At 60.3% G+C, this 24,195-nt stretch carries 25 protein-coding genes; 14 read left to right on the forward strand and 11 right to left on the reverse strand.

Annotated elements, in window-relative coordinates:
• Nucleotides 1-212: 212 nt before the first annotated feature.
• The 10 genes from GR197_RS08660 to GR197_RS08705 are packed head-to-tail and all read left to right on the forward strand — an operon-like array spanning nt 213 to nt 7,576.
• On the forward strand, nt 213-950 hold the full coding sequence (locus tag GR197_RS08660; protein ID WP_164008490.1) for a GntR family transcriptional regulator: 738 nt from the start codon (nt 213-215) through the stop codon (nt 948-950).
• On the forward strand, nt 950-1,771 hold the full coding sequence (locus GR197_RS08665; protein WP_164008492.1) for a sugar phosphate isomerase/epimerase family protein: 822 nt from the start codon (nt 950-952) through the stop codon (nt 1,769-1,771). The genes GR197_RS08660 and GR197_RS08665 overlap by 1 nt, the downstream gene beginning before the upstream one ends.
• 46 nt (nt 1,772-1,817) lie before the next feature.
• Entirely contained in the window at nt 1,818-2,486 is a 669-nt protein-coding gene (locus GR197_RS08670) for an amino acid ABC transporter permease (RefSeq protein ID WP_164008494.1), read from the forward strand.
• A 9-nt stretch (nt 2,487-2,495) separates the two neighbouring features.
• Nucleotides 2,496-3,146, forward strand: coding sequence for an amino acid ABC transporter permease (locus GR197_RS08675; protein WP_164008496.1), 651 nt, complete (start codon nt 2,496-2,498; stop codon nt 3,144-3,146).
• Nucleotides 3,147-3,186: 40 nt separating this feature from the next.
• The gene (locus GR197_RS08680; RefSeq protein ID WP_164008498.1) at nt 3,187-4,011 is read left to right on the forward strand and encodes a transporter substrate-binding domain-containing protein; all 825 of its coding nucleotides are present in this window, start codon (nt 3,187-3,189) and stop codon (nt 4,009-4,011) included.
• A 41-nt stretch (nt 4,012-4,052) separates the two neighbouring features.
• Entirely contained in the window at nt 4,053-4,787 is a 735-nt protein-coding gene (locus GR197_RS08685; RefSeq protein ID WP_164008577.1) for an amino acid ABC transporter ATP-binding protein, read from the forward strand.
• Nucleotides 4,788-4,805: 18 nt separating this feature from the next.
• On the forward strand, nt 4,806-5,666 hold the full coding sequence (locus GR197_RS08690) for a shikimate dehydrogenase (RefSeq protein ID WP_164008500.1): 861 nt from the start codon (nt 4,806-4,808) through the stop codon (nt 5,664-5,666).
• Between the two features lie 15 nt (nt 5,667-5,681).
• Complete coding sequence (locus GR197_RS08695; protein WP_164008502.1) at nt 5,682-6,050, forward strand: 5-carboxymethyl-2-hydroxymuconate Delta-isomerase; 369 nt, start codon at nt 5,682-5,684, stop codon at nt 6,048-6,050.
• A gap of 32 nt (nt 6,051-6,082) precedes the next feature.
• Nucleotides 6,083-6,532 (forward strand): type II 3-dehydroquinate dehydratase, encoded by a 450-nt coding sequence (aroQ, locus tag GR197_RS08700; RefSeq protein ID WP_164008503.1) that lies wholly within the window; start codon nt 6,083-6,085, stop codon nt 6,530-6,532.
• A 6-nt stretch (nt 6,533-6,538) separates the two neighbouring features.
• Nucleotides 6,539-7,576: a Gfo/Idh/MocA family protein gene (locus tag GR197_RS08705; protein ID WP_164008505.1), complete on the forward strand. Its 1,038-nt coding sequence runs from the start codon at nt 6,539-6,541 to the stop codon at nt 7,574-7,576.
• A gap of 181 nt (nt 7,577-7,757) precedes the next feature.
• On the opposite strand, the gene GR197_RS08710 is transcribed toward GR197_RS08705, so the two are convergent.
• From GR197_RS08710 to GR197_RS08750, 9 genes are all read right to left on the reverse strand, one after another.
• Nucleotides 7,758-10,904: an efflux RND transporter permease subunit gene (locus GR197_RS08710; protein ID WP_164008506.1), complete on the reverse strand. Its 3,147-nt coding sequence runs from the start codon at nt 10,902-10,904 to the stop codon at nt 7,758-7,760.
• 25 nt (nt 10,905-10,929) lie between these two features.
• A complete protein-coding gene (locus GR197_RS08715) occupies nt 10,930-12,069 on the reverse strand; it encodes an efflux RND transporter periplasmic adaptor subunit (RefSeq protein ID WP_164008508.1) in 1,140 nt (379 codons plus the stop codon).
• Nucleotides 12,070-12,118: 49 nt separating this feature from the next.
• Nucleotides 12,119-12,727, reverse strand: coding sequence for a TetR family transcriptional regulator (locus GR197_RS08720; protein ID WP_164008511.1), 609 nt, complete (start codon nt 12,725-12,727; stop codon nt 12,119-12,121).
• A gap of 217 nt (nt 12,728-12,944) precedes the next feature.
• Nucleotides 12,945-13,376 carry an OsmC family protein gene (locus GR197_RS08725; RefSeq protein WP_164008513.1) on the reverse strand — a complete coding sequence of 144 codons (432 nt, stop codon included), beginning with the start codon at nt 13,374-13,376 and terminating at the stop codon, nt 12,945-12,947.
• Between the two features lie 151 nt (nt 13,377-13,527).
• The gene (locus GR197_RS08730; protein ID WP_164008515.1) at nt 13,528-14,307 is read right to left on the reverse strand and encodes an SDR family oxidoreductase; all 780 of its coding nucleotides are present in this window, start codon (nt 14,305-14,307) and stop codon (nt 13,528-13,530) included.
• Complete coding sequence (locus tag GR197_RS08735; protein ID WP_164008517.1) at nt 14,308-15,198, reverse strand: aldose 1-epimerase; 891 nt, start codon at nt 15,196-15,198, stop codon at nt 14,308-14,310. It abuts the gene before it with no gap.
• Nucleotides 15,195-16,145, reverse strand: coding sequence for an L-arabinose ABC transporter permease AraH (gene araH, locus GR197_RS08740; RefSeq protein ID WP_164008519.1), 951 nt, complete (start codon nt 16,143-16,145; stop codon nt 15,195-15,197). The genes GR197_RS08735 and araH overlap by 4 nt, the downstream gene beginning before the upstream one ends.
• Nucleotides 16,142-17,668, reverse strand: a complete 1,527-nt coding sequence (gene araG / locus GR197_RS08745) for an L-arabinose ABC transporter ATP-binding protein AraG (protein WP_164008521.1) — start codon at nt 17,666-17,668, stop codon at nt 16,142-16,144. The genes araH and araG overlap by 4 nt, the downstream gene beginning before the upstream one ends.
• A gap of 66 nt (nt 17,669-17,734) precedes the next feature.
• Nucleotides 17,735-18,718 carry an arabinose ABC transporter substrate-binding protein gene (locus GR197_RS08750; RefSeq protein ID WP_164008523.1) on the reverse strand — a complete coding sequence of 328 codons (984 nt, stop codon included), beginning with the start codon at nt 18,716-18,718 and terminating at the stop codon, nt 17,735-17,737.
• A gap of 211 nt (nt 18,719-18,929) precedes the next feature.
• On the opposite strand from GR197_RS08750, the gene GR197_RS08755 reads away from it, so the two are divergent.
• Nucleotides 18,930-19,685, forward strand: coding sequence for a FadR/GntR family transcriptional regulator (locus GR197_RS08755; protein WP_164008525.1), 756 nt, complete (start codon nt 18,930-18,932; stop codon nt 19,683-19,685).
• A gap of 54 nt (nt 19,686-19,739) precedes the next feature.
• The gene (dgoD, locus tag GR197_RS08760) at nt 19,740-20,888 is read left to right on the forward strand and encodes a galactonate dehydratase (RefSeq protein WP_164008527.1); all 1,149 of its coding nucleotides are present in this window, start codon (nt 19,740-19,742) and stop codon (nt 20,886-20,888) included.
• A gap of 56 nt (nt 20,889-20,944) precedes the next feature.
• On the opposite strand, the gene GR197_RS32855 is transcribed toward dgoD, so the two are convergent.
• Nucleotides 20,945-21,379 carry a lipocalin-like domain-containing protein gene (locus GR197_RS32855; RefSeq protein ID WP_432444197.1) on the reverse strand — a complete coding sequence of 145 codons (435 nt, stop codon included), beginning with the start codon at nt 21,377-21,379 and terminating at the stop codon, nt 20,945-20,947.
• Between the two features lie 273 nt (nt 21,380-21,652).
• On the opposite strand from GR197_RS32855, the gene GR197_RS08770 reads away from it, so the two are divergent.
• Entirely contained in the window at nt 21,653-22,048 is a 396-nt protein-coding gene (locus GR197_RS08770; RefSeq protein WP_164008531.1) for a DoxX family protein, read from the forward strand.
• 80 nt (nt 22,049-22,128) lie between these two features.
• The gene (locus GR197_RS08775; protein WP_164008579.1) at nt 22,129-22,908 is read left to right on the forward strand and encodes an SDR family oxidoreductase; all 780 of its coding nucleotides are present in this window, start codon (nt 22,129-22,131) and stop codon (nt 22,906-22,908) included.
• Nucleotides 22,909-22,926: 18 nt separating this feature from the next.
• Here GR197_RS08775 and GR197_RS08780 read toward each other — a convergent pair whose 3' ends face one another.
• Nucleotides 22,927-24,144 (reverse strand): adenylate/guanylate cyclase domain-containing protein, encoded by a 1,218-nt coding sequence (locus GR197_RS08780; RefSeq protein WP_164008533.1) that lies wholly within the window; start codon nt 24,142-24,144, stop codon nt 22,927-22,929.
• Between the last annotated feature and the right edge of the window lie 51 nt (nt 24,145-24,195).

A 24,195-nucleotide genomic window follows, 5' to 3' on the forward strand; every position in this document is an offset into this window, starting at 1 on the left:
ATTTGTCAAGCAAGCGAAAGTGTCCAAACCGCACTCGCCTGCCTCATCTCTTGCGCACATCATCAGCAATTAATTGATTTTCAAAAGAAAAACTGCAAAAATTATTCCTTCTCCAGGAAGCTCGTCGCTAATAATACTGACGACAAGTTGACACAGATAATCGTTTATTATATCGATCATCGAAAGTTGAGCCGGATTGCCTGGGAGGAGTGATGGACTCGAGCGACGACAGCGCCCGTGGCGCGCCGACAGAGGAAGATGCGCCGCCCGCCACCTTCGCCGATGATGGTAAAAACACCATCGGCAGCCAGCTCGCATCGCGTCTTCGAGAGGCGATCATTTCCGGCGAACTGGAGGCGGGCAGCAAGATCAATCTCGACAAGGCCCGAAAGACGTTCAATGTCAGCCTCAGCCCGTTGCGCGAAGGCCTGGCCCGACTCATTTCCGACGGCCTGGTTGAGTTTCAGGACAATCGAGGCTATCGCGTCGCCCCGATCTCGCTTGCCAATCTCGAGGAAGTTACGACCCTTCGGGAGGAGCTCGAGGTCTTCGCACTGCGCGAATCCATTCGCATCGGCGACGTCGAGTGGGAGGGCAACATCATGCGTGCGCTCCATCGCCTGAACCGAACCGAGCGCGACGCCGCCCGTCCCGAAACGCTGGAACACTGGGAAGCGCTGCATCGCGAATTCCACCTCACCTTAATCTCGGGCTGTGGCAAGCCGCTGCTTCTCCACTTCTGCAATCTTCTGCTGAATCTCAACGACCGATACCGCCGCGCCTTCCTCATCCGCACATCCGGGGACCGCAACGTAGGCCAGGAGCACAGCGAGATTGCGCAGGGTGCCGTGGCACGCGACGTTGAATATGCCTGCGAGAAGCTGCGCCAGCACATCCACCGGACCGGGACCAATCTTCGAAATCATCTTGCGACGAAAGGTGTCGTATGATGGCCGCCTCAACATCAAAGTCGACCGTCCCGATCGGCGTCGCGCATTTCTCGTCTATAATGCTGCCCCCCACGGAGTTCGCGAAGATTGCCAAACGGGCAGGTTTCTCCAGGATCGGCCTCAGGCTCCATCCAGCCTTTCCCGGTGCGCCGTATTATGAACTGCCTGTAGGCAGCGCAGCGGCCGGAGAGTTGAAGGCTGTGCTTGCCGGTGAAGAAGTCGAGGTCTTCGATATCGAGTTCTTCGTGATCGATCCCACTTTCGACGCATCGTCAGTGGAGGCGACCATCGCCGCCGCTGCGAATATTGGAGCGCGTCGGCTCAGCGTCTGCGGTGACGATCCGGATCATGCCAGGTTGCTATCGAACTTCTCGGATTTCTGCGCCCTCGCGGAACGGTACGGGTTGGCGGTTGATATCGAGAATATGGGCTGGCGGGTTGTCAAAGCCTTTGCAGATGGCATCGACCTCGTGACCGAGGCGGGGATGGAGAATGCCGGCGTTCTCGTCGACGGCATTCATTTCTTCAGGAACGGCGCGGCTCTGGCAGACCTACGGGCCAACCTCGACAAAGTGAAGCACGTCCAACTATGCGACGTGGCCGGTCCGGCGCCGACGAAGCCGGAGGAAATGATCGCGGAAGCAAGAAGCGGCCGACTGCCTCCAGGGGAAGGTGAGTTGCCGTTGGACGATCTGGTTTCTGCGGTCGGCGCCGCCGCGTCCATCTCGGTGGAGGTGCCTTTGGTCGGATCCATGGCGCCGGAGGTCCACCTTAAACATCTTTTCGGCTGCGCGGAAAGAATAGTCGGACCGGATCGATAGTCCGGCGCGGATGCAGGTGATCCGCACCGGAAGGAGGAAATCATACATGGGTTATACATTCGATTTTGGTGCGGTCTTTGACCGCGCCCCGGAATTGCTTTGGGGTTCGCTCGGTACGATCGGACTGGCGCTGGCCGGAATGGTCCTCGCGCTGGTCATCGGTATTATCGGCGTTGCCGCCAGAACGTCCAAGATCCGGCTCGTTCGAGCTCCCGTCATCGGGTTCGTGGAAATCGTCCGGAATACGCCATTCCTCGTACAGATTTTCTTCATCTACTTCGCGCTTCCCTTGTTGGGGATACGCCTCAACCCGACGGTTACCGCGATTATCGCACTGGGCATCAACGGCGGGGCATACGCGATCGAGATCATCCGTGGCGGCGTCGAGAGCGTCAGCAAGGGTCAGATCGAGGCAGGCTTCGCACTTGGCCTCCACAAGGGCGACGTCTTCCGGTTGATTGTGCTGAAGCCGGCTCTTCGGGCAATCTACCCATCGCTCACCAGTCAGTTCGTGATGCTGACTCTCACCACCTCCGTCTGCACCTCGATCGCAGCCTACGAGCTGACGTCGGCGGCGCAGAGAATCGAATCCGACACGTTCCGAAGCTTCGAGGTCTATTTCTCCGTAACTACCATCTACCTCGTGATTTCGACCATGATGATGGGCCTCTTTGCCCTCATTTCCCGCCACTACTTCAACTACCCGACGCGATAGGAGGCACTTATGGGTCCCATCGGCGAAAACGAATTTCTATTCATCTTGCAGGGTCTGAAATGGACCGTCCTGCTCGCGATCATCGGCTTTGTAGGTGGAGGCGTGTTCGGGATAGTGATCGCCCTGGCGCGCACATCAAAAAACCGGACGGCGCGCGTCGCAACTTCGGGCTACATCGCACTCTTCCAGGGCACGCCGCTCCTGATGCAGCTCTTCGTCGTTTACTACGGCGTGGCGCTGCTCGGCGTTGATGTCAACGCCTGGATCGCGGTGGCTATCGCCTTCACTCTTCATGCGAGCGCCTTCCTCGGCGAGATCTGGCGCGGCTCCATCGAAGCCGTGCCGAAAGGTCAGAACGAAGCCGCAAACGCGCTGGGCCTGCACTACGTATCGCGGATGAAAGACGTCATCCTTCCGCAGGCCCTGAAAATCTCCATGCCTGCGACCGTCGGCTTCCTTGTCCAGTTGATCAAAGGAACGTCGCTCGCCGCGATCGTCGGCTTCATCGAGCTGACCCGAGCTGGACAGATTATCTCGAACCAGACCTACCGCCCGCTCCTCGTCTTCGGGATCGTCGGCGTGATCTATTTCATCATTTGCTGGCCGCTGTCGCACCTTGGAAGTGGCCTCGAAAAACGGATGGCGAAAGCAGTCCGCTAACCGCTTCGTTCGAAGCAAAAACAAAGAGGAGGAATAAGCAATGCAGACCAACCGTAGGGAATTTCTGGGAATCGCTTTTGCGACGGTCGCTTTCGCCACCATCGGCGCCGCCGCCGCATCGGCCGCCACTGTCGAAGAGATCAAAGCCAAGGGCACTCTCGTCGTCGGCATCCAGGGCGACAACGCGCCATGGGGCTTTGTAAATACGAGCGGCAAGCAGGACGGCTTCGACGCCGATATCGCGACGCTGTTTGCCAAGGAACTCGGCGTGAAGGTCGAATTCCAGCCGCTCGCCGTCGCCAACCGAATTCCGGCGCTGACGACGGGGAAGGTCGACATCCTGTTCGCCACAATGGCCATGACCGAGGAGCGCGCCAAATCGATCCAGTACAGCAAGCCCTATGCAGCGAACACAATCTCCCTCTATGCCGCGAAGGCCGATGCCGTAAAGGCGCCGGCCGATGTAGCGGCCTGGGAGATCGGTGTGCCGAAGTCGAGCTCGCAGGATAAGGCCGTGACGGACGCCGTAGGATCGACTGCAACAATCCGCCGGTTCGACGATGACGCCGCCACCATCCAGGCTCTCATTTCCGGTCAGGTGAAGGCTGTGGGCGGCAACCAGTTCTACGGACAGAGGCTCGATGCGGCCAGCGCCGGGACTTACGAGCGTAAGATCGACTTCCTGAAGACCTATAATGGCGTCGGAACGCGCCTTGGCGAGAAAGACTGGAACGAAGCCACCAACAGCTTCATCGACAAGATCAAGGCAAGCGGGGAGCTGGCGGCCATCACCAAGAAGTGGATGGGCATCGAACTTCCGACATTCCCCGAATCCATCCCCAACATCCCGTTCACCGTCAAGTAAAGCTGGAGGGCGCCGTGCTCAATTCTTCAAACGATCAGTCGATGTTGATTTCACTTGAGAAGATGGAGAAATGGTACGGCTCCTTCCATGCCCTGAAAAACATCAGCCTGTCGGTTCGCAAAGGCGAGAAGATCGTCCTTTGCGGCCCGTCGGGTTCCGGCAAATCGACTTTGATCCGCTGCATCAACGCGCTTGAGACGATCCAGGACGGGAAGATAGTCGTCGAAGGACAGTTGCTGGATGGCAGCACCAAGGCCGTGGATGCGATCCGGCGCGAAGTGGGCATGGTGTTCCAGAGTTTCAATTTGTTCCCTCACATGACCGTGCTCCAGAACTGCACGCTGGCCCCCATGCGCGTTCGTGGCACCAGCCGCGCCGACGCCGAACGACTGGCACGAAAATATCTGGAACGTGTCCGGATCCTCGATCAGGCGGAGAAATATCCCGCCCAGCTTTCGGGGGGCCAGCAGCAGCGCGTCGCAATCGCGCGTGCGCTCTGCATGGAGCCGAAAGTGATGCTGTTCGATGAGCCCACGAGTGCGCTGGACCCCGAGATGGTCAAGGAAGTGCTGGATACAATGATCGGGCTCGCACGCGACGGCATGACCATGATCTGTGTGACCCATGAAATGGGCTTCGCCCGCCAGGTAGCAGACAGGGTCATCTTCATGGCCTCTGGTGAGATCATCGAAGAGGCTGACCCCGAGGTTTTCTTCGAGTCTCCTCAGCACGAGCGCACCAGGGCGTTTCTCGGCGAAATACTTGCCCATCACTGATCCGGTAGAGCTATCAAAATGGACAATAGGAAATTCCATGTCGGGCTAATCGGCGCAGACATTCAGATGTCGAAGTCGCCGGCTCTCCATGAGACCGAAGCATACCAGCTTGGACTGGAATATCGGTACGAGCTTCTCGATCTGGCCGAGCGTGATCTTCCTGCATCTGCGCTGCCAGAGCTTCTCGACGAGATCGAACGCCGGGGCTTTGCGGGAAGCAACATTACCCATCCGTGCAAGCAGACCGTCATAGCTCACCTTACCGATCTGTCGGAAGATGCCCAGATGCTCGGCGCAGTCAACACGGTCGTGCTTCGCAACGGAAAGCGGATCGGGCACAACACCGATTGGTATGGCTTTTATAAGAATTTCGAGCGCGGATTACCCGATGTTGCCAAAGCACATGCGGTTCTGCTCGGCGCTGGCGGCGCAGGGGTCGCAGTCGCGCACGCAGCCATCAAGCTCGGAATCGAGATGCTTTCGATCTTCGACCAGGACGCAAATCGCGCCGCCACGCTTGCCGATCAGCTCAACCAGCGCTTCTCAAAAAGCTGCGCGCAGCCGATCAGGGATGTCAGCGCCACGCTCGCTTCGGCCGACGGGCTGATCCATGCCACGCCGACGGGTATGCGAAGCTATCCTGGCATCCCGATCGACCCGAGATCGCTTCAATCGCGTCACTGGGTCGCTGACATCGTCTACATGCCGCTTGTGACCGAACTTCTGGCTTTGGCCGAGAAGAAGGGCTGCAGAACGCTGCCCGGTGGTGGAATGACGGTATTCCAGGCCGCCGCCGCGTTCGAATTGTTCACGGGCGTGCATCCGGACGCGGAACGCATGTCGCGTCACTTCGAAGAGTTGTGCCGAGCTGCAGTGTGATCGAGAGGACATGTGATGCCGCATATCATCATCGACTACAGCCGGGGCGCTGCCCAACGCGTCGTTATTGACGAGCTGACCAGAGCGGTGCATCGCCGAGTCCGCGACGGGGGCCTGGTAAAGCCTGCTATAGTTCGCACATTCGCCAGGGAGGCGACTTTCTCCTGCGTCGGTGACGAGCATGCCGACAATCACTTCATCCAAATCATTGTGCGCATGGCTCCCGGACGGCCGGCGGAGACCAAACGAGAGCTGCTGAAAGCGGTTCTCGACGCCGCGCACAATGTCGCAGCACCCGCATTGGAGGAAGGACGGCTAGGGCTACGCGCAGATCTCTACGAATCCGATCCCGATTTCGCATTCCAGGAAATAGCGTTCGCCTGAACTCAGGCGTTGCCTTCACAAGGATAATTGCAATGAGCCTGCTTTATGTTTTGAACGGTCCAAATCTCAACCTTCTCGGCAAGCGCCAGCCGCATATCTACGGCCACGAAACGCTGGCTGACGTCGAGGCCGACTGCCGGAAACTGGCATCGGAACTCGGACACGAGCTCCGCTTCCACCAGAGCAACCGCGAATACGAAATCATCGACTGGATCCATGAAGCGCGTGAGGATGGAGCCGGCATCGTCATCAATCCAGCTGCATTCACGCACACGTCGGTTGCCATCCTCGACGCCCTGAATACGTTCGAAGGTCCCGTCATCGAGATCCATATCTCCAACGTGCATAAGCGCGAAAGCTTCCGCCACCACTCCTTTGTCTCCCACAGGGCAGACGGCGTAATCGCCGGACTTGGGACGGAAGGCTACCAGCTCGGCATCCGCCGCGTCGCGACAATGCTAAAGACCCCGAAGAACGGCTGACACAAAATGGTCGACCAGGTCAAACTAGCAGTGCTCGGCGCGGGACTGATTGGGAAGCGTCACATTCGACTTGTCTTGGAAGAACCCGCGGCGGACCTCGTCGCCGTGGTGGATCCCACATCGGTCGGTCGAAAGATTGCAAAGGAGGCCGGCGTCAGATGGTTTCCGAGCTTTGCCGACATGATCGCCGTCCAGCGTCCGGACGGCGTCATCATCGCCACCCCCAACCAAGTGCATGTCTCGAACGGCATGGAGGCTGTAGAAGCCGGCATCCCGGCACTGATTGAGAAGCCGGTTGCCGACGACATTGCAGCCGGCGAGAAACTCATAGAGACGGCAGAAGCCAAGGGGGTCCCGCTTCTGACGGGTCATCATCGCCGGCATAATCCGATGATGCAGAGAGCAAAACAGATCATTGAAAGCGGGAGGCTCGGTCGGATACTGGTCGTCAACGCAATGTTCTGGCTGTTCAAGCCGGACGACTATTTCGACATGCCCTGGCGACGGGAGCGCGGCGCGGGACCTGTGTTTCTCAATCTGATCCACGACATCGACAATCTTCGCTACCTGTTTGGGGATATCGCGGCCGTCGAGGAGCGCGAGTCCAACGCAATGCGTGGAAACGCCGTCGAGGAGACAGCCGTGATCTTAATCGAATTCAAGAACGGAATTCTCGGCACTGCGTCGGTTTCGGATTCCGTTGTCGCGCCATGGAGCTGGGAGATGACGACCGGAGAGAACGCCGCCTATCCGAAGACGGAAGAGGCCTGCTACATGATAGGCGGAACACACGGCTCGCTCGCCGTTCCTTCGCTCGACATATGGTGCAACCCAGCGGAGCGGAGTTGGCTGGAGCCCTTCGACCGGAAACGCGTCAGCGTCGAGACCGAGGATCCGCTTGTCCTTCAGATACGGCAGTTCTGCAAGGTCATCCGAGGTCACGAGGAGCCTCTGGTCAGCGGGCGAGAGGGACTTGAAACCCTGAAGGTAATCGAAGCCGTCAAACGGTCCGCAGTCATGGCTCGGCGCGTCACGCTGTCGTGAATCGCGACACGTGCCTGCCCTCGTCTTAGGCTCGGAGTTCGAGACGACAATCGCATCGTCCGCCGGAATTCAAAGCGGAGGAAGCAGGCGGCTCGCGTTTCCGTGAACCGCCCCAAGAGACGCGTTTTGATAGGGATCTGCGACCTCTAAGGAAAACGGCGCGGCTTTCGCCGCGCCGTTTTCACTCTGCTGCCAACGCCGGCGGATGTCTGTCATCCGCCTCTTCCTGGATGGCGTCGGCATCCTGACCTGGCTCGTCCTTTGCCTTCGGCTCCCGGCCGAAGAAAAGCGCGTAACCGGCAGGCAGAACCAGAATGGTGAGCACAGTCGCAACCAGGATACCGCCCATCATCGCGTAGGCGAGCGGACCCCAGAAGACGCCGCGCGAGATTGGGATCAGTGCCAGAACGGCGGTCAGTGCCGTCAGCATGATCGGCCGGAAGCGCCGCACGGCAGCACCGACGATCGCCTCCTGCCTGTGCATGCCGGCCTTGATATCCTGGTCGATCTGATCGACCAGGATGATCGAGTTGCGCATGATAATGCCGAGCAGCGCGATGACCCCGAGGATCGCCACGAAGCCGAAGGGCGCGCCGCTGATCAGCAAGGCGGCGGCCGCGCCGATGATGCCGAGCGGCCCGGTCGCCAACACCAGCATTGCCTTGCCGAAATGCTGCAACTGCACCATCAGCAGCACGATGATGACGGCAAGCATGATCGGCGCCTTGGCGGCAATCGACATCTGGCTTTCCGCCGCATCCTCGGCGCCGCCCTGGATTTCGACATTGTAGCCGGCCGGCAGGCTGTCGCGCATGTCCTTCATGTCGGCATACATCTTCATCACCACGTCGTTCGGCTGCACGCCATCGGGCAGCGTCGCCCGCACGGTGATCGTCGGCAGCCTGTCGCGCCGCCATTCGATGCCCTGCTCCATGACCGGCACGACCTTGGCAACCTGCGAGACCGGCACGAAGCCGCCGAAATCCGTCGGCACATAGACCGAGTTCACCGCCGACAGCAGCGAACGACTGGCATCCGGTTCGCGGGCGACGATCGAGACCGTTTCCTCGCCGTCGCGGAAATCGTCGAGGGCGGCTCCCGACATGGCGGTCTGCAGCATCTGGCGCACCCGCTGCGAGGTGACGCCAAGGGCCCGGGCGCGGTCCTGGTCGATGACCAGCTTCATTGCCGGCACCTGTTCCAGCCAGTCGTCATGGATGGCGCCGAGCATCGGGTTGGCCTGGAAGCGTGCCTTCACCTGGTCAGCGATTGCCCGCACTTCCTGGCGGTCCGGTCCCATGACGCGCATCTGCACCGGCCAGCCTGTGGGAGGGCCGAGGAAGAGCCGGTCGACCTTGCCGCGAATCTCCGGGAAATCTTCCGCAAGAATCGCCCGCAGCTTGACGATCAGCCTCTCGCGCGCCGGTTCGTCATTGGCCATGACGAGAAGCTGGGCGAAGTTCGGATTGCGCAGCTGCTGGTCAAGCGGCAGGAAGAAGCGCGGCGCGCCTTCGCCGATATAGGTGGCGATGAACTTCTTGTCGGGATCATCCATCATCTTGGCTTCGAGCGCCTTTGCCTGGACCTCGACTTCCTTGATGCTGGTGCCCTCGGGCAGCCACAGATCGACGAGGATTTCCGGCCGCGACGATTGCGGGAAGAAATTCTGCGGAATGAACTGGAAGGCCCAGAGGCTGGTGACGAAGGTGCCGAGCGTCAAGAGCAGCACGATGACCCGGTGGCGCACCGCCCAGCCGACCGTGCCGCGCAGACGGCGATAAAAGCTCGTATCGAAGGCATCGTGATGCTCGCCGGCGTGATGGCGCTGCTTGAGGATCATGTAGCCGAGCCACGGCGTGAAATAGACGGCGACAAACCACGAGGTGACAAGCGCGATGCCGACGACATAAAACAGCGAACGCACATATTCGCCGGCCGTCGATGCGGCAAAGCCGACGGGAATGAAGCCGGCCGTGGTGATCAGCGTGCCCGTCAGCATCGGGAAGGCGGTCGAGGAATAGGCGAAGCTTGCCGCTTCGATCTTGACCAGCCCCTCCTCCAGCTTTCGCTCCATCATCTCGACGACAATCATCGCATCGTCGACGAGCAGGCCGAGGGCGATGATCAGCGCCCCGAGCGAGATGCGCTGCAGATCGATACCGAGTTCGTACATCAGCGCGAAGGTGGCGGCGAGCACCAGCGGAATGGCAATGGCGATGACGAGACCCGAGCGCCAGCCGATCGACAGGAACGAGACGATCAGCACGATGACAAGGGCTTCGCCGAGCGCATGCATGAATTCGCTGACCGCATCGGTCACCACGTCGGGCTGGTTGGCGATCTGATCGACGGCGACGCCGTAGGGCAGCGCTTCCTCGAAGCGCTGATAGATCGCCTCGACGCCCTTGCCGACATCGGTCACGTTGAAGCCCTTGGCCATCACGACGCCGACCTGAACGCTGTCATGGCCGTTGAAACGATACTTGCGCTGATAGGGATCTTCGAGCCCGGAACTGACGGTGGCGATATCGCCGAGCCGGGTCACCTGGCCGCCGGCGCGAAGGCGCAGCTCGCGGATATCGGCCGCCTTCTTCACGTCGCCTTCGACTGAGATGCGCACCGAGCGCAGGCCGGTATCGACGGAGCCGGCCGGATCGACGTTGTTCTGGCCCTTGATGGCGTTCTGCAGATCGAGGATGGTCAGGCCGCGCTCGGCGAGCGCCTTGGACGAGACGTCGATATAGATTTTCTCAGGCTGGTCGCCGATGATCACCGCCTTCTCGACACCTGGCGTCGTCAGCAGCATGTCGCGCGCCTGGATCGCGAATTTCTTCAGTTCCGGATAGGAATAGCCGTCGCCGCTGATCGAATGCAGCGTGATGAAAGTATCGCCGAACTCGTCGTTGAAATAGGGGCCGAGCAGGTCCTGCGGCAGCTCGCTGGAAATATCGCCGACCTTCTTGCGCACCTGGTAGAAGGCATCCGCCACGTCTTTCGAATTCGTGTCGCCCTTCACCTGCAGAGTGATGATCGCGCTGCCCGCCCGGGTATAGGACTTGACCCAGTCGATATGCGGCGTTTCCTGTAGCTTGCGTTCGATCTTGTTGACGACCTGATCTTCCATCTCCTGGATGGAAGCGCCCGGCCAGATCGCCTGAACGACCATGACGCGGAAGGTGAATTCGGGGTCCTCACGTTGGCCCATGCGCATCAGGCCGAGCACGCCGGTGATGATGATCAGCCCGAAGAGGAAGCGGGCGATGCTCGGATGGCCGATTGCCCAGCGCGACAGATTGAAGGGCCGCTTTTCGGTGGTGTTGGCGTCCATGGTTTTCTTCCCCTTTGCGACGCGATCAGCGGACGGTCTGGTCTGTATCGGCGAGCGCCGATTGCTGGTTGGGCACCTTCACCTTCAGATTTTCGGTCATGAACTGCGTGCCGGCGGCAACGACGAGATCGCCGGTATCAAGGCCCTCGGTCACATGCACGCCATCGCCGGTGAAATCGGCGACCTTGATGTCGCGGCCATGCACGGTCGCCGTATCGCGGTCGACGGTCCAGACCATCTGCTTGCCGTCCTTTTCAGCCAGTGCGCTGAGCGGGATCGAGACATAGCTGTTGCCGTTGCTGACATCGGCCTCGATCGTCGCCGTCATGCCGAGCAACACCTGCGGATCGTTCGGCAGGCTCACCCGCACCGCAAAGGTGCGCGATTGCTGGTCGGCGCTGCCGGAAACCTCCCGCACCTTGCCGTCCAGCACCAATTTACTGTCGGCCCAGAAGCTTGTCTTGACCGTCTTGCCCGGCTTGAATTCCGCAATGTCGTTTTCCGGAACCGCGATCTGCACTTCCTTCTCGCCGTCGACGGCAACGGTGACGACCGCGGTGCCGGAACCGACGACTTGGCCGGTATCGGCATTGATCGCGGTGACGATGCCGTTCTGACCGGCCTTGAGCTCGGTGTAGCTCACCTGGTTCTTCGCCTGATCGAGCGCAGACAGGGCGGCGTCGCGCTGCGAGATCGCCTGGTCATGGCTGAGCGAAGCCTGCTCGACCTGCGACTTCGGGGCGACACTCTTGTCGAAAAGCTGCTCGGCGCGTTTGTTGGCGAGATCGGCGGTTTCAACGCCTCTTTCGGCCGAGGCAAGATTGGCCTCCGCCGTTCTGACCGCCAGTTGGTAATCGGTGGCGTCGACGCGGGCAAGAACGTCGCCCGGCGTCACCCGGTCGCCGATATCGACGAGGCGTTCGGTGATCTTTCCGGCAACGCGAAACCCGAGGTTCATCTCCGTGCGCGCCTTGACCGAGCCCGAATAGTCGAGTTTGCGGGTGTCGCCGGCCTTGGCGATCTCGACGACCTTCACCGGCCGGATAACCTGCTTGACCTCGGCCTTCTCTTCCGAGCAGGCGGAAACGCCGATGCCGATAGCGCCGACAAACACAAGGCGGGCGACGGACGGCATGCGATGGCTGAGGCTCTTGAGCGAAAACATCTTCCGCACTCCTGGATGGTTTTGGGGGTTCGGCGGCGGCTGCCGTCCGTTATTTCTTCAGCGCCCTGATCACGTAGTCGATCAGTTCGTCGACGCTCGCGCGGTTGGTTTTGGCAAGACATTGCGCCACCATCTGCGGATGGCAGAGATTGATCGTCGCCGCACCGAAGCAGCGCGAGGCAACGACCGGGTCCTGCTCGGCGAATTCTCCGGCTGCAATGCCTTCGGCGATGATTTCGGCAATGAGATCGTGGACGCGGTCGATATGTTTCTCGATGACATGCCAGTCGCGTTCGATCGCGACGATGATCATCTCGTGCACCTTCATTTCGTCGAGCATCAGATCGAGCGTCAACTGATGCTGGGTCATGACATAACGACGCAGCCGTTCGCTGGCGCTGATCGGCTGATGGCGGATGTCGTAGGCGATTTGATAGGCAGTGGCGAGCATGCGCCCGCAGAGCGCCTGGTGGATCTCCACCTTGGAGGCGAAGAACCGATAGATATTGGCCGGCGACATGCCGAGATCGCGGGCGATGTCAGCCACCGTCGTCTTGCTGTAGCCATAGTGGCGAAACAGCCGTTCAGCCGCGTCGAGAATGCGGGTGACATTCTCCTGCCGCGTGACGTCGAGTGTATTTTCCGTGATGTCGTCCATGGTTTCGATGCCCGAATTACGACTGACGATTTTTGAATTTCGTCAGTCGTAAAATATCACGCGTCATTTGTCAACCAGCCGAGCGCTCGGGCGAGATGCCCCGGTGCGCGTTCATTTGTAGATGGGGATTTTTCCGAAGCGATCGAACGCTATCGAACCCAATTGAAAAGTGCCGCGACGCCAAACGCGCGCGGCACCTCGTCAGCGGCAACGGAAATCAGCCGAGTTTGATGTCGAGCGTGATCGGAACAGAGGCGAGCGCCTTGGAAACCGGGCAGCCGGCCTTCGCCTTGTTGGCAAGTTCGGTGAAGGTCGCCTCATCGGCGCCGGGAATACGACCGGTGAGGGAAAGGTGGATGGCGGTGATGGCAAAGCCGCCCTCGACGCTTTCGAGCGTCACCTTGGCGGAGGTTTCCATATGCTCGGCGGTAAATCCGGCTTCGCCGAGGATCAATGACAGCGCCATGGTGAAGCAGCCGGCATGGGCAGCACCTATCAGCTCTTCCGGGTTGGTGCCGGCAATGCCTTCGAAGCGGCTGGCGAAGCCGTAGGGATAATCCTTCAGGGCGCCGCTCTGCGTCGAGATCAGGCCTTTGCCGTCTTTGAGGCCACCGGTCCAATGGGCCGAAGCCGTGCGATTGATCTGCATGCCGTCCTCCTGTTTCGATTGTGCTTTCAGGCGAGCGGCGGGGCGCCGCTCGATGCCCGCGGAAGATCAGATAGCCTTCCCGATTGGCAATATAATGCTCTATCGCGAGAAGACGACAGGCCTGTAAAAATCAGCCGAAATCGAAGCGCTTTCAGGCTGGATGCTGAAGTACGCTGAGGCCGCCATCGATCGTCAGACAGGTGGCATTCATGAATGGGCACTCGTCTGAGATCATGAACACGGCCGCCATGGCGATCTCCTCAGGCGTCGCGATGCGCCCGCCGGGATGCAGCCTCATCGTCTCGGCTTTGGCCGCCTCGGGATCCGGAAAGCTGTTCCAGTAGTCGATCACTTTCTGCGTCGAGACATAGCCGGGCGCCAGCGCGTTTACCCGAATATTGCGGGCCGCATACTCGACACCCAGGGATTTCGTCATTCCAAGAAGCGCGTGTTTTGCCAGCGGATAAGGAAATGTGTGCGGGATGATGGTGAAAGCGTGCGTCGAAGCAATGTTGAGGATGACGCCGCCGCCCTGTTCGATCAGGCCAGGCAGCACCGCCTTGCAGCAGTTCCACGCGCCCTTCAGATTGATGTCGAAGCAGCGGTTCCACACCTCGTCCGTCGTCTCGAGCGGCTCGGCAAAGACATTGACACCGGCATTGTTGACCAGCGCATTCAGCTGTCCGATCTCTTCGTTTGCCTGGGCGACCAATGTCGTGATCGTGCCGGCATCGGTAATATCGGCCGGCAGATAACCAAGCCGGCCACCGATGCCTTTAAGCTCTTTCGCTGTCTTCGCCAGCAGTGCGGCGTCGCGGTCGACGAGAAAGACGGCGGCATCCTCCCGCATAAAAGCCTTTGCAATCGCAAGACCGATACCCTGCGCGGCACCCGTTATCAGGATGTGCTTGCCCTCCAGGCGGCTGCCCATCTATCTCCCCTCCGATTGAACCGGCAGCCCCGACATCAGGATCGTCACCCCGCCGGCAAGAGTTTCGCCGGGCGCAAGCGGCGTCAGCCCACCCAGATCAGGCAGGTGGTGGCCGTTCGGCAGGTGGCTCATCGGCTCGAGGCAGAAGAAATCGCTCCGGTCCACCGGCATATAGAGCATGAAGCGATCGAGCGCGCCGTCGGCTTCCAGCGCCGCCTGAATTCCAAGTTCCGGCCAGGCGATGGCCGCCTGCCCATTCCAGCCCTCGAAGGCATTGTTCATCCATCTGTCCGGCAACAGCTTTTCGGATCCGAAGTCGAAATAATCGGGTACAGGGCCGGGCATGTCAGGCAGATGGTCCGGCCGCTCGTTCCAATAGCGATCGGCCGCAATCGTCAGTCGCGTCTTTGGCGTCCGTGCGAAAAAGGGATGTTGCCCGAGCCCGAAGGGGAGAGCCGCTTCGCCGCGGTTTTCGACAGAAAGCGTCAGCACCAGTGCATTACCGGCGAGACGGATTTCCTGCCGGGTCAGATAGGCATAGGGTGAAACCCTGTCGGCGGCGCGGGAGAAGGAAAACTCCGCATGCTCCGGGCTGGAGTCTTCAAGCTGCCAGAGGCTCAGCCAGCCATCGCCGTGCCGATAGAGCGGATCTGAGGTATTCGGCTGGAAGGCATAGTTGCGTCCGGCAAAGGACATGGCGTTGTCTTCGACGCGATTGCCGAACGGCACCATCGCAAAATTCGCCATCGCCCCGTCAGGCCCGCCGGCGGCCACGAGAAAGGGCATGCCTCGAAAAGTCGCGGCGGTGACCGCGGCACCCTGGGGGCTGACCCGGACGGCGAGATCACCGTGCCTCAGTTCGATGCCGCTCACCGCCTGTCCTTCACTCATCCGCGCCGTCCCGCAGCCGAAGATCTCAAATTGTCGAGCAGCACCGCGATCAGCAGGATCAACCCGCGCACGACATACTGATAGAATGCCTGGATATTCAGCAGATTCATAACGTTTTCGGCAATGCCCATGATCAGCACGCCGACGATGACGCCGCTCATCGCCGCCCGGCCGCCGGCTAGTGAAACGCCGCCGAGAACGCAGGCCGAAATCACCGAAAGCTCAAGCCCTGTCGCCGCATTCGGCTGACCGGAGGTGATGCGCGAGGCAAGCAGGATGCCGGCAATGCCGCAGACGAGCCCCTGCAGCGCAAAGATCCAGATGCGCATGTTGACGACATTAACGCCGGCAAGCCGCGAGGCCTCCGGATTGCCGCCGATCGCCAGCGTATTCTTGCCGAAGACGGTGCGATTGAGCACGAAACCGAAGAGCAGAAAAAGCACCAGCATGATCCAGATCGGTGTCGGCACAGTCAGGAAGCGCGATAGGGCAAGCTGATAGAAGGCAGGATCGTTGATGCCGACGGCGCGGCCGTCCGAGGCGATCAGCGCCAGACCGCGCACGATCTGCATGGTCGCCAGCGTGGTGATCAGCGCATTGATGCGAAAGCGGGCGATGACGATGCCGTTGACCAAGCCAACGACGGCGCCGCAAAGCAGGGCGGCGAGCAATCCGAGAGGAATGGAGCCCGTGGCGTTCGAGACCATCACGGCGATCATGCCTGAGAAGGCGACGATCGACCCGACCGAAAGATCGAAATCGCGCGACGCCAGGCAAAACATCATCGTGCAGGCGACAATGCCGATCGTGACGACCGACTGGAGTAGCCCCAGCATGTTACGCTCGGTCAGGAAATTCGGAACGAAGAGCGAGACGATGACGAAGGCGGCAGCGAAAATCACCACCAGCCCCTGCTCGCCGAGAAGAATTTTTTTCAACGAATTCATTGTCCGTATTCCTGGTCCTGAATGATGCCTGCCGCATTTTTGTCCGGGAGTGCCGCCGTCAGAATGGCGCGCTCGTCGAAATCCTGACGGGCAACATTGGCCGCCACTCTGCCCTGGCACATCACCATGATGCGATCGGAAACGCCCATGACTTCAGGCAGCTCGCTTGAGATCACCACGATCGCCATGCCGCCGGCCGCGAGTTCGTAAAGGATGTCGTAGATTTCCGATTTCGCCCCGACATCGATACCGCGCGTCGGCTCGTCGATGACCAGGACCTTGATCCCCTGCTCGGACAGCCAGCGGCCGAGAATGACCTTCTGCTGGTTGCCGCCGGACAGATTGATGATGTCCTGCTTGCGTGACGGCGTTCGCACCCGAAGCCGGGCAATGAACCGATCCGCCAGTGCCGCTTCCTGTCTCGGGCTCAGAATGCCGAAAGGCGAGAAATGCCGGCGCGACGAAATCGCGATATTCTCTTCGATCGATCGCCCCTGGACGATGCCGTCGAATTTGCGGTCCTCGGGGCAAAGCACCATGCCGGCATTGATCGCCGCCTTCGGATTGTTCGACGAGACGGCAACGCCATCGATCGCGACCTGACCCTGATGCCTGGTATCGGCGCCGTAAAGCAGCCGCGCCATCTCGCTGCGGCCGGCGCCGATCAGACCGAAGAAACCGAGGATCTCGCCCTGGCGGACAGAGAAACTGATCGGGTTGCGCAGCCTCGGCCCCGACAGGCCCTTGACCTCGAGCCTGATATCGCCGAGCGGACGTTCGCGCCATCCCCAGACATTGCTGATCTCGCGCCCGACCATTTCCGAGATGATCTGCTCGCGCGTCGTTTCGGCAATGTCCGGATGGTGAGCGGCAAGCTTGCCGTCGCGCAGTACCGTCAGGCTGTCGCAAAGCCGAAAAATCTCGTCGAGACGATGCGAGACGTAGAGAATGACCGTTCCCTTGGCCTTCAGCCTGTCGATGAGGGAAAACAGGATTTCGCTTTCGCGCGAGGAAAGCGAGGAGGTCGGCTCGTCAAGCGCGATCACCCGTGCGTCGAGCATGACGGCCTTGGCGATCTCGACCATCTGCCGGGCGCCGATCGATAGCGAGGCGACCTTGGCCGACGGATCGACATCGATGCCGATCTCCTCGAGCTTCGAGCGCACCGTCTCGATCAGCGTCTTCGAATGGATGATGCCGCCCTTGGCCGGAAAACGCCCGAGCCAGAGATTTTCGGCGACCGTCAACTCCGCAACGAGCTGCAGTTCCTGATGGATGACGATGACGCCGGCATGGAAAGCGTCGCGAACGGAGCCGTATTTCTGCTCCTCCCCCCCGATCAGGATGCGGCCGTCATCGGCAGCCTGATCGCCGGATAGGACGCGGATCAGCGTCGATTTGCCGGCACCGTTTTCGCCCATCAGTCCGTGCACTGTGCCCTTCTCGACGGAGAAGGAAACATTCGCCAGCGCCTGCACGCCGGGATAACCCTTGGAGATATTGTTGAATTCGAGGAAAGCCATCGCCGCTCCGCCGAGAAGGACCCGACGGCACGCGGAGCGGCCGCCGGACATATCATCCTGGGATGATCACTCGATGCCAAGATCCTTGCGGACCTTTTCGTAATCGCCCCGCAGCGCCAGCGAACCGGAAGTGAGGGTCAGCTTTGCCGGCTCCTTGTCGTTGGCGATCCAGTCGTACATGTTGAGCGCCGTCTCGTAGCCATGACGCTTCGGCGAGATGATGACCGTGCCGAAAAATCCCGTGGCCGTCGGCTTCTTGAATTCGTTGATCGCCGATTCCGCACCGCCAATGCCGACGCCGATAACGTTGGCCGCGGGAATACCGACCGATTCCGAAGCGCGGACGGCGCCGAGCACGGCTTCGTCGTTGAGACCGAAGGCGACCCAGTATTTGACCTCGGCATGTTTGTTGAGAACAGTGGTCGCCGCATTAAGCGCCGCTTCGGTATCCGTCTTTGCCTGCGGAGCGTCATAGATGTTTTCGGCCGGGAAACCGGCGGACTTCAGCACCGCGATCACGCCGTCGACGCGGTCAACGGCAGTCGGCAGCTGGTCATAGGAGACCCGGACAGCGCCGACATTCTTCATGTCCCAGCCGCGCTTCTTGATCTCGTCGACGATCGCCTGACCGACGGTCTCGCCGATTTTCGTAGCGGAGATGCCCATATGCGGCACGTCTTCCAGCGGTTTGCCGTCGGCGCTGACGAGACGGTCGTCGACCGTCATCACCTTCAGCTGGTTGGCTTCCGCCTTGGCGACGATACCGGGGCCGAGCTTGACGTCGGGCGTGCAGATGATGAAGCCCTGCGCACCTTGGGCGCCGAGATTGTCGATCGCCGACTGGACCTTCTCGCCGTCTTCGGCGCCGATCTTGACGACCGTGAAGCCTTTTTCCTTGGCGGCCTGGTCGGCGAACTTCCATTCGTCCTGGAACCACGGCTCTTCGGGCTGCTTGACGATGAACCCTATCTTGACGTCTGCCGAAAATGCCGAGCCGGCGGCCAGAATGGCGAAAGTGCCAGCCAGGATGGCTGCTTTGAACGAGCGCATTTCTCTCTCCCTGAACTCTTGAAACCGAGCAACTGCCTCCCCGGCAGCGCCCAATGAATTATGACAAATCATCATACCAGTCAATTGCCAATGTATGATGATTGGAATAATAGGATTATCGACAAAGGCCTCGGAGGAGCGTCGCATCGCGGATCGAATTCGGATAATGAGGTTCGATTGCCTAGCGCCAGAGATAGAGCGGAGAGGTGAGTTGGAAACAATCGAGCGACAGGGCGAGGCCGAAAGCCCTGGTACTGAGAAGCGCCCGCGTGTCCGCCGGAACGTCACGGCGGCAATCGCTCAGGATATCTGTGCGGACCGCTATCCCTCGGGCGCGCCGCTGCCTCGCGAGAACGACCTCTGCGAACTCTACGGCGTCAGCCGCACCGTCATACGCGAATCGCTGAAAGTGCTGGAATCAAAGGGGCTGGTCCGCGGCAAACCAAGGGTCGGAACCACCGTCTGCGACAAGGACGACTGGAATATCCTCGACGCCGACGTGCTGGAATGGATGGGGCCATACATCAAGGATTTCGACCTGCTCGGCTGCATTCTCGAAGCCCGCCGCACCATCGAGCCGGCAGCAGCCGAATATGCCGCCGAGCGCGCCAGCGCCCAGGAGATCGCCGATCTCGACAATGCCTGGCGACAGATGCGCGACAGCGCCCATGACCCGGAAGGCTTCACCGATGCCGACGTCATGTTCCACACGGTACTGCTGACCGCCAGTCACAACCAAGTCTTCCGCCGCCTGTCGAGCGCCATCCATGCGGCGCTGAAATATGCGCTGCATGCATCCAACATCGGCGTCGAGAATCGTGAGGATGCGGTGCTCGTTCACGGCCAGTTGGTCGAGGCCCTGCGCATGCGCGACAAGGCTGGCGCCCGCGACTGCGCCAACCGCATGCTCGATCTTGCGGTGCGCGACCTTGCCGCCGCCGAAAAGGCGATCGGCAGAACGAAATAAACAATCCGCGGTTGGCCGCCGGTCAAAAATCTGAAGAGAGACTGAAGAGCAGCGATGAAGATCACCAAACTCACCACCTATATCGTTCCGCCGCGCTGGCTGTTTTTGAAGATCGAGACCGACGAGGGCATCGTCGGCTGGGGCGAACCGGTCGTCGAAGGCCGCGCACTGACCGTCCAAGCCGCCGTCCACGAACTGGAAGACTATCTGATCGGCAAGGATCCCTTCCTGATCGAGGACCACTGGACCGTGATGTATCGCGGCGGTTTCTATCGCGGCGGCGCTGTACACATGAGCGCGATCTCGGGCATCGACCAGGCACTGTGGGACATCAAGGGCAAGGCCCTCGGCCAGCCGATCCATTCCCTGCTTGGCGGCCAGCTGCGTGATCGGATCAAAGTCTATTCCTGGATCGGCGGCGACCGTCCCGCGGATGTCGCCAACAATGCCAGGGAGGTGGTTGCCCGCGGCTTCAAGGCGATCAAGCTCAACGGCTGCGAAGAAATGCAGATCGTCGACACCAACGAGAAAGTGGAAAAGGCGGTCGAAACCATCGCCGCCATCCGCGAGGCGATCGGCCCACATATCGGCATCGGCGTCGATTTCCATGGCCGCGTGCACAAGCCGATGGCCAAGGTTCTCGCCAAGGAACTCGATCCCTACAAGCTGATGTTTATCGAGGAGCCGGTGCTCTCCGAAAACAAGGAAGCGCTGCGCGATATCGTCAACCATACCTCGACGCCGATCGCGCTCGGCGAACGGCTGTTTTCGCGCTGGGACTTCAAGCAGGTCCTTTCCGACGGTTATGTCGACATCATCCAGCCGGACCTTTCGCATGCCGGCGGCATCACCGAATGCCGCAAGATCGCGGCGATGGCCGAAGCCTATGACGTGGCGCTGGCGCCGCATTGCCCGCTGGGTCCGATCGCGCTCGCCGCCTGCCTGCAGGTCGATGCCGTCAGCTACAATGCCTTCATCCAGGAACAGAGCCTCGGCATCCACTACAATAAGGGCAACGACATTCTCGACTACATCTCCAACAAGGAGGTGTTCCACTATGCCGACGGTTTCGTCTCGATCCCTCAAGGGCCTGGTCTCGGCATCGAGGTCGACGAGGCCTATGTCATCGAGCGCGCCAAGGAGGGTCATCGCTGGCGCAATCCGATCTGGCGCCACGCCGATGGCAGCTTCGCGGAATGGTGAGAGCGCACTTCGCATTGAACTGTCGCAGAATGTCTCTTTTTTTGCGGCGCCTTAAATCAGCCGCTTTGCCGAGCCGGTTCTCGCCTCCAAGTCACAACGGCGAACATCGGCGCATTCTGTTGAGGCATATTCAGAGGTGCACTTGTGAGTGTCAGCTTGTCGCCCGATAAGTCCAAGTATCTGACTTGCTCGCTCCCAACCCAAGGCTCAAACCACGCGATGTCGACGCTGGTAACGAGCCGGTTGGGCGGCTCGACCCTATATCGGCCCGAGTAAGCCAGCATCGAACTGAAAGCTGCTGCCTCATCGCCTTCGGTCTTTGGGTGTGATCGACCACCAGGTGTGATTAGGGCAGACATGCGGCCTTCGGGACTGAACATCACCATTCCCGACGGGCGCTCGCCCCAAGGATGCGTTCGCTGGCCTGTTGCGCAGTCCTCAATTTGAAAGGAATCGATGGTCCAGATACCGACCAAATTTTTAGCGTGCATCGGGTAGTCCTTTAGTTCACCGTTGCAATGCGAAATCTCGAACAAGGGCTTTCTTGTGAAGTCCTGACCATTGGAGAAAAACTGCCTGGGGTGAACTCTATCGCAAATATCCCCCAACTCCGACTTTTGCGCATGTCTTTGCGACGATGTTCGCGACTGAAAGCATTCCACTTTTGAGTTGAAGGTTGGTCGCGCGAGCGGCCTTTTTATCTGCCGTGTAGCATTTCGGTCATCTTATCCGTCATAGGGGAAGCTCAAAGAGGAGATTTCAGCATGGCCAGAGCAATCGCAATCATCGTCGCTCGCATCATTTTCAGTTTCGTCTTCTTCATGGCCGCCGGCTTCAAATTCGCCGATATCGGCGCGACGGCGGGTTACATCGCCGCTGCCGGTTTTCCGATAGCGACATTCCTTGCCTGGCTCGCAGCCTTCTTCGAGATCGCTTTGGCGCTCGCCTTCATCTCCGGGGCCTTCTTCACCGAGGCCAGCCTGCTGGCAGGGATCTATGTGATCTTCCTCGCCTTCGCCTTCCACGGGCCATCCCATTGGCAGCAGAACCAGGCCGAATTCGGCTTCTTCGTCGATCACTTCACCTTCCTCGCCGGCCTGCTCTTTGCCGCCGTCCACGGACCGGAGAAATGGGCCTTGAGACACACGCTCCTCAGATAGCTCCCTCGAGGCACTCTCTGCCGGAACCAACAATGATCCCGAACATTGGCTTACGGTCAACCGGCAAGGAGAGCCTACCCATGGAGCTGAAGGGAAAGATCGCATTGGTGACGGGCGCCGGTTCCGGCATCGGCAAGGCGGCCGCGCTGAGGCTTGCCGCCGAGGGAGCAAAGGTCGCCGTGCTGAGTCGCACGGCCGACGAGGTCGAAGTGACCTGCGCCGAGATCAAGGCCGCCGGCGGCGGATCCATCGCGCTGACGGCTGATACCAGCGACGAGGCGCAGATGCGAAGCGCCGTGGAGCAGCTCACCGATACGTTCCACGGCATCGACATCGTCGTCGCCAATGCCGGGATCAACGGCGTCTGGGCGCCGATCGACGATCTGAAGCCGGATGAATGGGACAAGACCATCGCCGTCAATCTGCGCGGCACCTATCTGACCTTGCATCTGACGGTGCCCCACCTGAAAAGGAATGGCGGCTCGATCGTCGTCGTCTCCTCGATCAACGGCACCCGGACATTCACCACGCCGGGCGCCACCGCCTACACCGCAACTAAGGCCGGCCAGGTTGCCATGGTCCAGCAGCTCGCGCTCGAACTCGGCCGGCACGGCATCCGCGTCAATGCCGTCTGCCCCGGCGAGATCGAGACCAATATCGGCGCCAACACAGATAGCCGCCATCGCGAGGAGACGGAGGTTCCGGTCATCTGGCCGCAGGGAGATATCCCCATCGCCGGCGGCAGAGCGGGCAAGAGCGAGGATGTCGCCGAAACCATTCTCTTCCTCGCCTCGGACCGGGCTCGACACATCACCGGGACGCCGATCTGGATCGACGGCGGCCAGGGACTGTTGCGATAGGCCTGCGTCCTGCGAAGATCAGACGTTCAGCCGGGCGTTATCGAGCGTATAGAGTTCCTGCGCGCGCTGCACGCCGCGCAACGCATAACGTCCGACACAGGCGAGTGCCGCGCGCTGTTCCTCGGGTATCGCCGTGGCGAAATCGGAAGAGATCAACAGGTTGAGATCGACCGAGCGACACATCGAGGCAATGCGGCTGACTTCGTTGACGGCGGGGCCGATGACCGTGAAGTCCAGCCGGTCCTGACTGCCGATATTGCCGTAAAAGACGTCGCCGATATGCAGGCCGATATAGACATCCGTCGTTGGCCGGTCGTCGGCCTTGCGTTCGCCATTCAGCTTGGCGAGTTTTTCTCGCAGAAGCGCTTCGGCGTTGAGCGCAGCACGGCAGGTCTCCGCCGGCACCTCGCCCTTGAAGATCGCCAGCACACCGTCGCCGATCAGCTTCAGCACGTTGCCGCCGGATTCGTGGATGGCCGTAATCACCGCCTCGCTATAGTCGTTGAGCAGCGGGATGATCTCCTCAGGCGGCACGCTGTCGGAGATCTTGGTGTAGTTCAGAAGATCCGAAAACCAGAGTGCGGCGGAAATCCGCTCCGATTTACCGCGGCTGATCTTGCCTTCCATCACCTGGCGCGCCGCGTCCTCGCCGAGATAGACTTCGGCGATGGTGCGGGCGATGCGCCCGAGCCCGATACACTTGATCGCCAGCCCCAGCACCGGCACCAGCTTGCGCAGGATGGCGAGGTCGTGATCGGAAAAACCCTCGGGATGTTTGGTCGCGAAATGCGAGAAGAAACAATCCATTTCGCCGATCGTGCCGGCCTCGCTGAAACGATGGATCATCGCTACGAAATCCGTGTGGCCGGCTTCAGCGATCGTATCGAGCAGGCTGAAATCGATCGGATCGCCAAAGCCGAGACGTCGGCGTATCTCCCGTTCATTGTTGGACCAGAGATAATAAAAGGCCGAGCGCTGCCAGTTCGCCGCGGCTTCGCCGGAGCTCGTCGAGCCATATTCGAACTCTGTCTCGATCTCCTCCTCGCTGTCCCAACGGAAGGCTCGGCCCTCATGCACCGGGTGCAGCGTATCCATCAGCGCCAGTCCGCGGTCGAGCGGTAGGCCGGCATTCCGGCAGGCCGCGCAGAAACCGATCATGAGCTCGGCTTCCGAAGCGCCCTTCAGGCCCTGCTCCGTGATCCAGGCTGCAATTGTGCTGACGTCACTATAATCCATGCCGCTCACCTTCACTCTCGCCCAAGCTGTAGTCCGAATTCGGCATCGAAG

The sequence above is a fragment of the Rhizobium phaseoli genome (assembly GCF_010668805.1).
GTDB classification, from domain to species: Bacteria; Pseudomonadota; Alphaproteobacteria; order Rhizobiales; family Rhizobiaceae; genus Rhizobium; species Rhizobium phaseoli_A.

Coding starts and splice junctions, on each gene's coding strand:
- GR197_RS08660 (WP_164008490.1), top strand. CDS start 213: ATGGACTCGAGCGACGACAGCGCCCGTGGCGCGCCGACAGAGGAAGAT.
- GR197_RS08665 (WP_164008492.1), top strand. CDS start 950: ATGGCCGCCTCAACATCAAAGTCGACCGTCCCGATCGGCGTCGCGCAT.
- GR197_RS08670 (WP_164008494.1), top strand. CDS start 1,818: ATGGGTTATACATTCGATTTTGGTGCGGTCTTTGACCGCGCCCCGGAA.
- GR197_RS08675 (WP_164008496.1), top strand. CDS start 2,496: ATGGGTCCCATCGGCGAAAACGAATTTCTATTCATCTTGCAGGGTCTG.
- GR197_RS08680 (WP_164008498.1), top strand. CDS start 3,187: ATGCAGACCAACCGTAGGGAATTTCTGGGAATCGCTTTTGCGACGGTC.
- GR197_RS08685 (WP_164008577.1), top strand. CDS start 4,053: ATGTTGATTTCACTTGAGAAGATGGAGAAATGGTACGGCTCCTTCCAT.
- GR197_RS08690 (WP_164008500.1), top strand. CDS start 4,806: ATGGACAATAGGAAATTCCATGTCGGGCTAATCGGCGCAGACATTCAG.
- GR197_RS08695 (WP_164008502.1), top strand. CDS start 5,682: ATGCCGCATATCATCATCGACTACAGCCGGGGCGCTGCCCAACGCGTC.
- aroQ (WP_164008503.1), top strand. CDS start 6,083: ATGAGCCTGCTTTATGTTTTGAACGGTCCAAATCTCAACCTTCTCGGC.
- GR197_RS08705 (WP_164008505.1), top strand. CDS start 6,539: ATGGTCGACCAGGTCAAACTAGCAGTGCTCGGCGCGGGACTGATTGGG.
- GR197_RS08710 (WP_164008506.1), bottom strand. CDS start 10,904: ATGGACGCCAACACCACCGAAAAGCGGCCCTTCAATCTGTCGCGCTGG.
- GR197_RS08715 (WP_164008508.1), bottom strand. CDS start 12,069: ATGTTTTCGCTCAAGAGCCTCAGCCATCGCATGCCGTCCGTCGCCCGC.
- GR197_RS08720 (WP_164008511.1), bottom strand. CDS start 12,727: ATGGACGACATCACGGAAAATACACTCGACGTCACGCGGCAGGAGAAT.
- GR197_RS08725 (WP_164008513.1), bottom strand. CDS start 13,376: ATGCAGATCAATCGCACGGCTTCGGCCCATTGGACCGGTGGCCTCAAA.
- GR197_RS08730 (WP_164008515.1), bottom strand. CDS start 14,307: ATGGGCAGCCGCCTGGAGGGCAAGCACATCCTGATAACGGGTGCCGCG.
- GR197_RS08735 (WP_164008517.1), bottom strand. CDS start 15,198: ATGAGTGAAGGACAGGCGGTGAGCGGCATCGAACTGAGGCACGGTGAT.
- araH (WP_164008519.1), bottom strand. CDS start 16,145: ATGAATTCGTTGAAAAAAATTCTTCTCGGCGAGCAGGGGCTGGTGGTG.
- araG (WP_164008521.1), bottom strand. CDS start 17,668: ATGGCTTTCCTCGAATTCAACAATATCTCCAAGGGTTATCCCGGCGTG.
- GR197_RS08750 (WP_164008523.1), bottom strand. CDS start 18,718: ATGCGCTCGTTCAAAGCAGCCATCCTGGCTGGCACTTTCGCCATTCTG.
- dgoD (WP_164008527.1), top strand. CDS start 19,740: ATGAAGATCACCAAACTCACCACCTATATCGTTCCGCCGCGCTGGCTG.
- GR197_RS32855 (WP_432444197.1), bottom strand. CDS start 21,379: ATGCACGCTAAAAATTTGGTCGGTATCTGGACCATCGATTCCTTTCAA.
- GR197_RS08770 (WP_164008531.1), top strand. CDS start 21,653: ATGGCCAGAGCAATCGCAATCATCGTCGCTCGCATCATTTTCAGTTTC.
- GR197_RS08775 (WP_164008579.1), top strand. CDS start 22,129: ATGGAGCTGAAGGGAAAGATCGCATTGGTGACGGGCGCCGGTTCCGGC.
- GR197_RS08780 (WP_164008533.1), bottom strand. CDS start 24,144: ATGGATTATAGTGACGTCAGCACAATTGCAGCCTGGATCACGGAGCAG.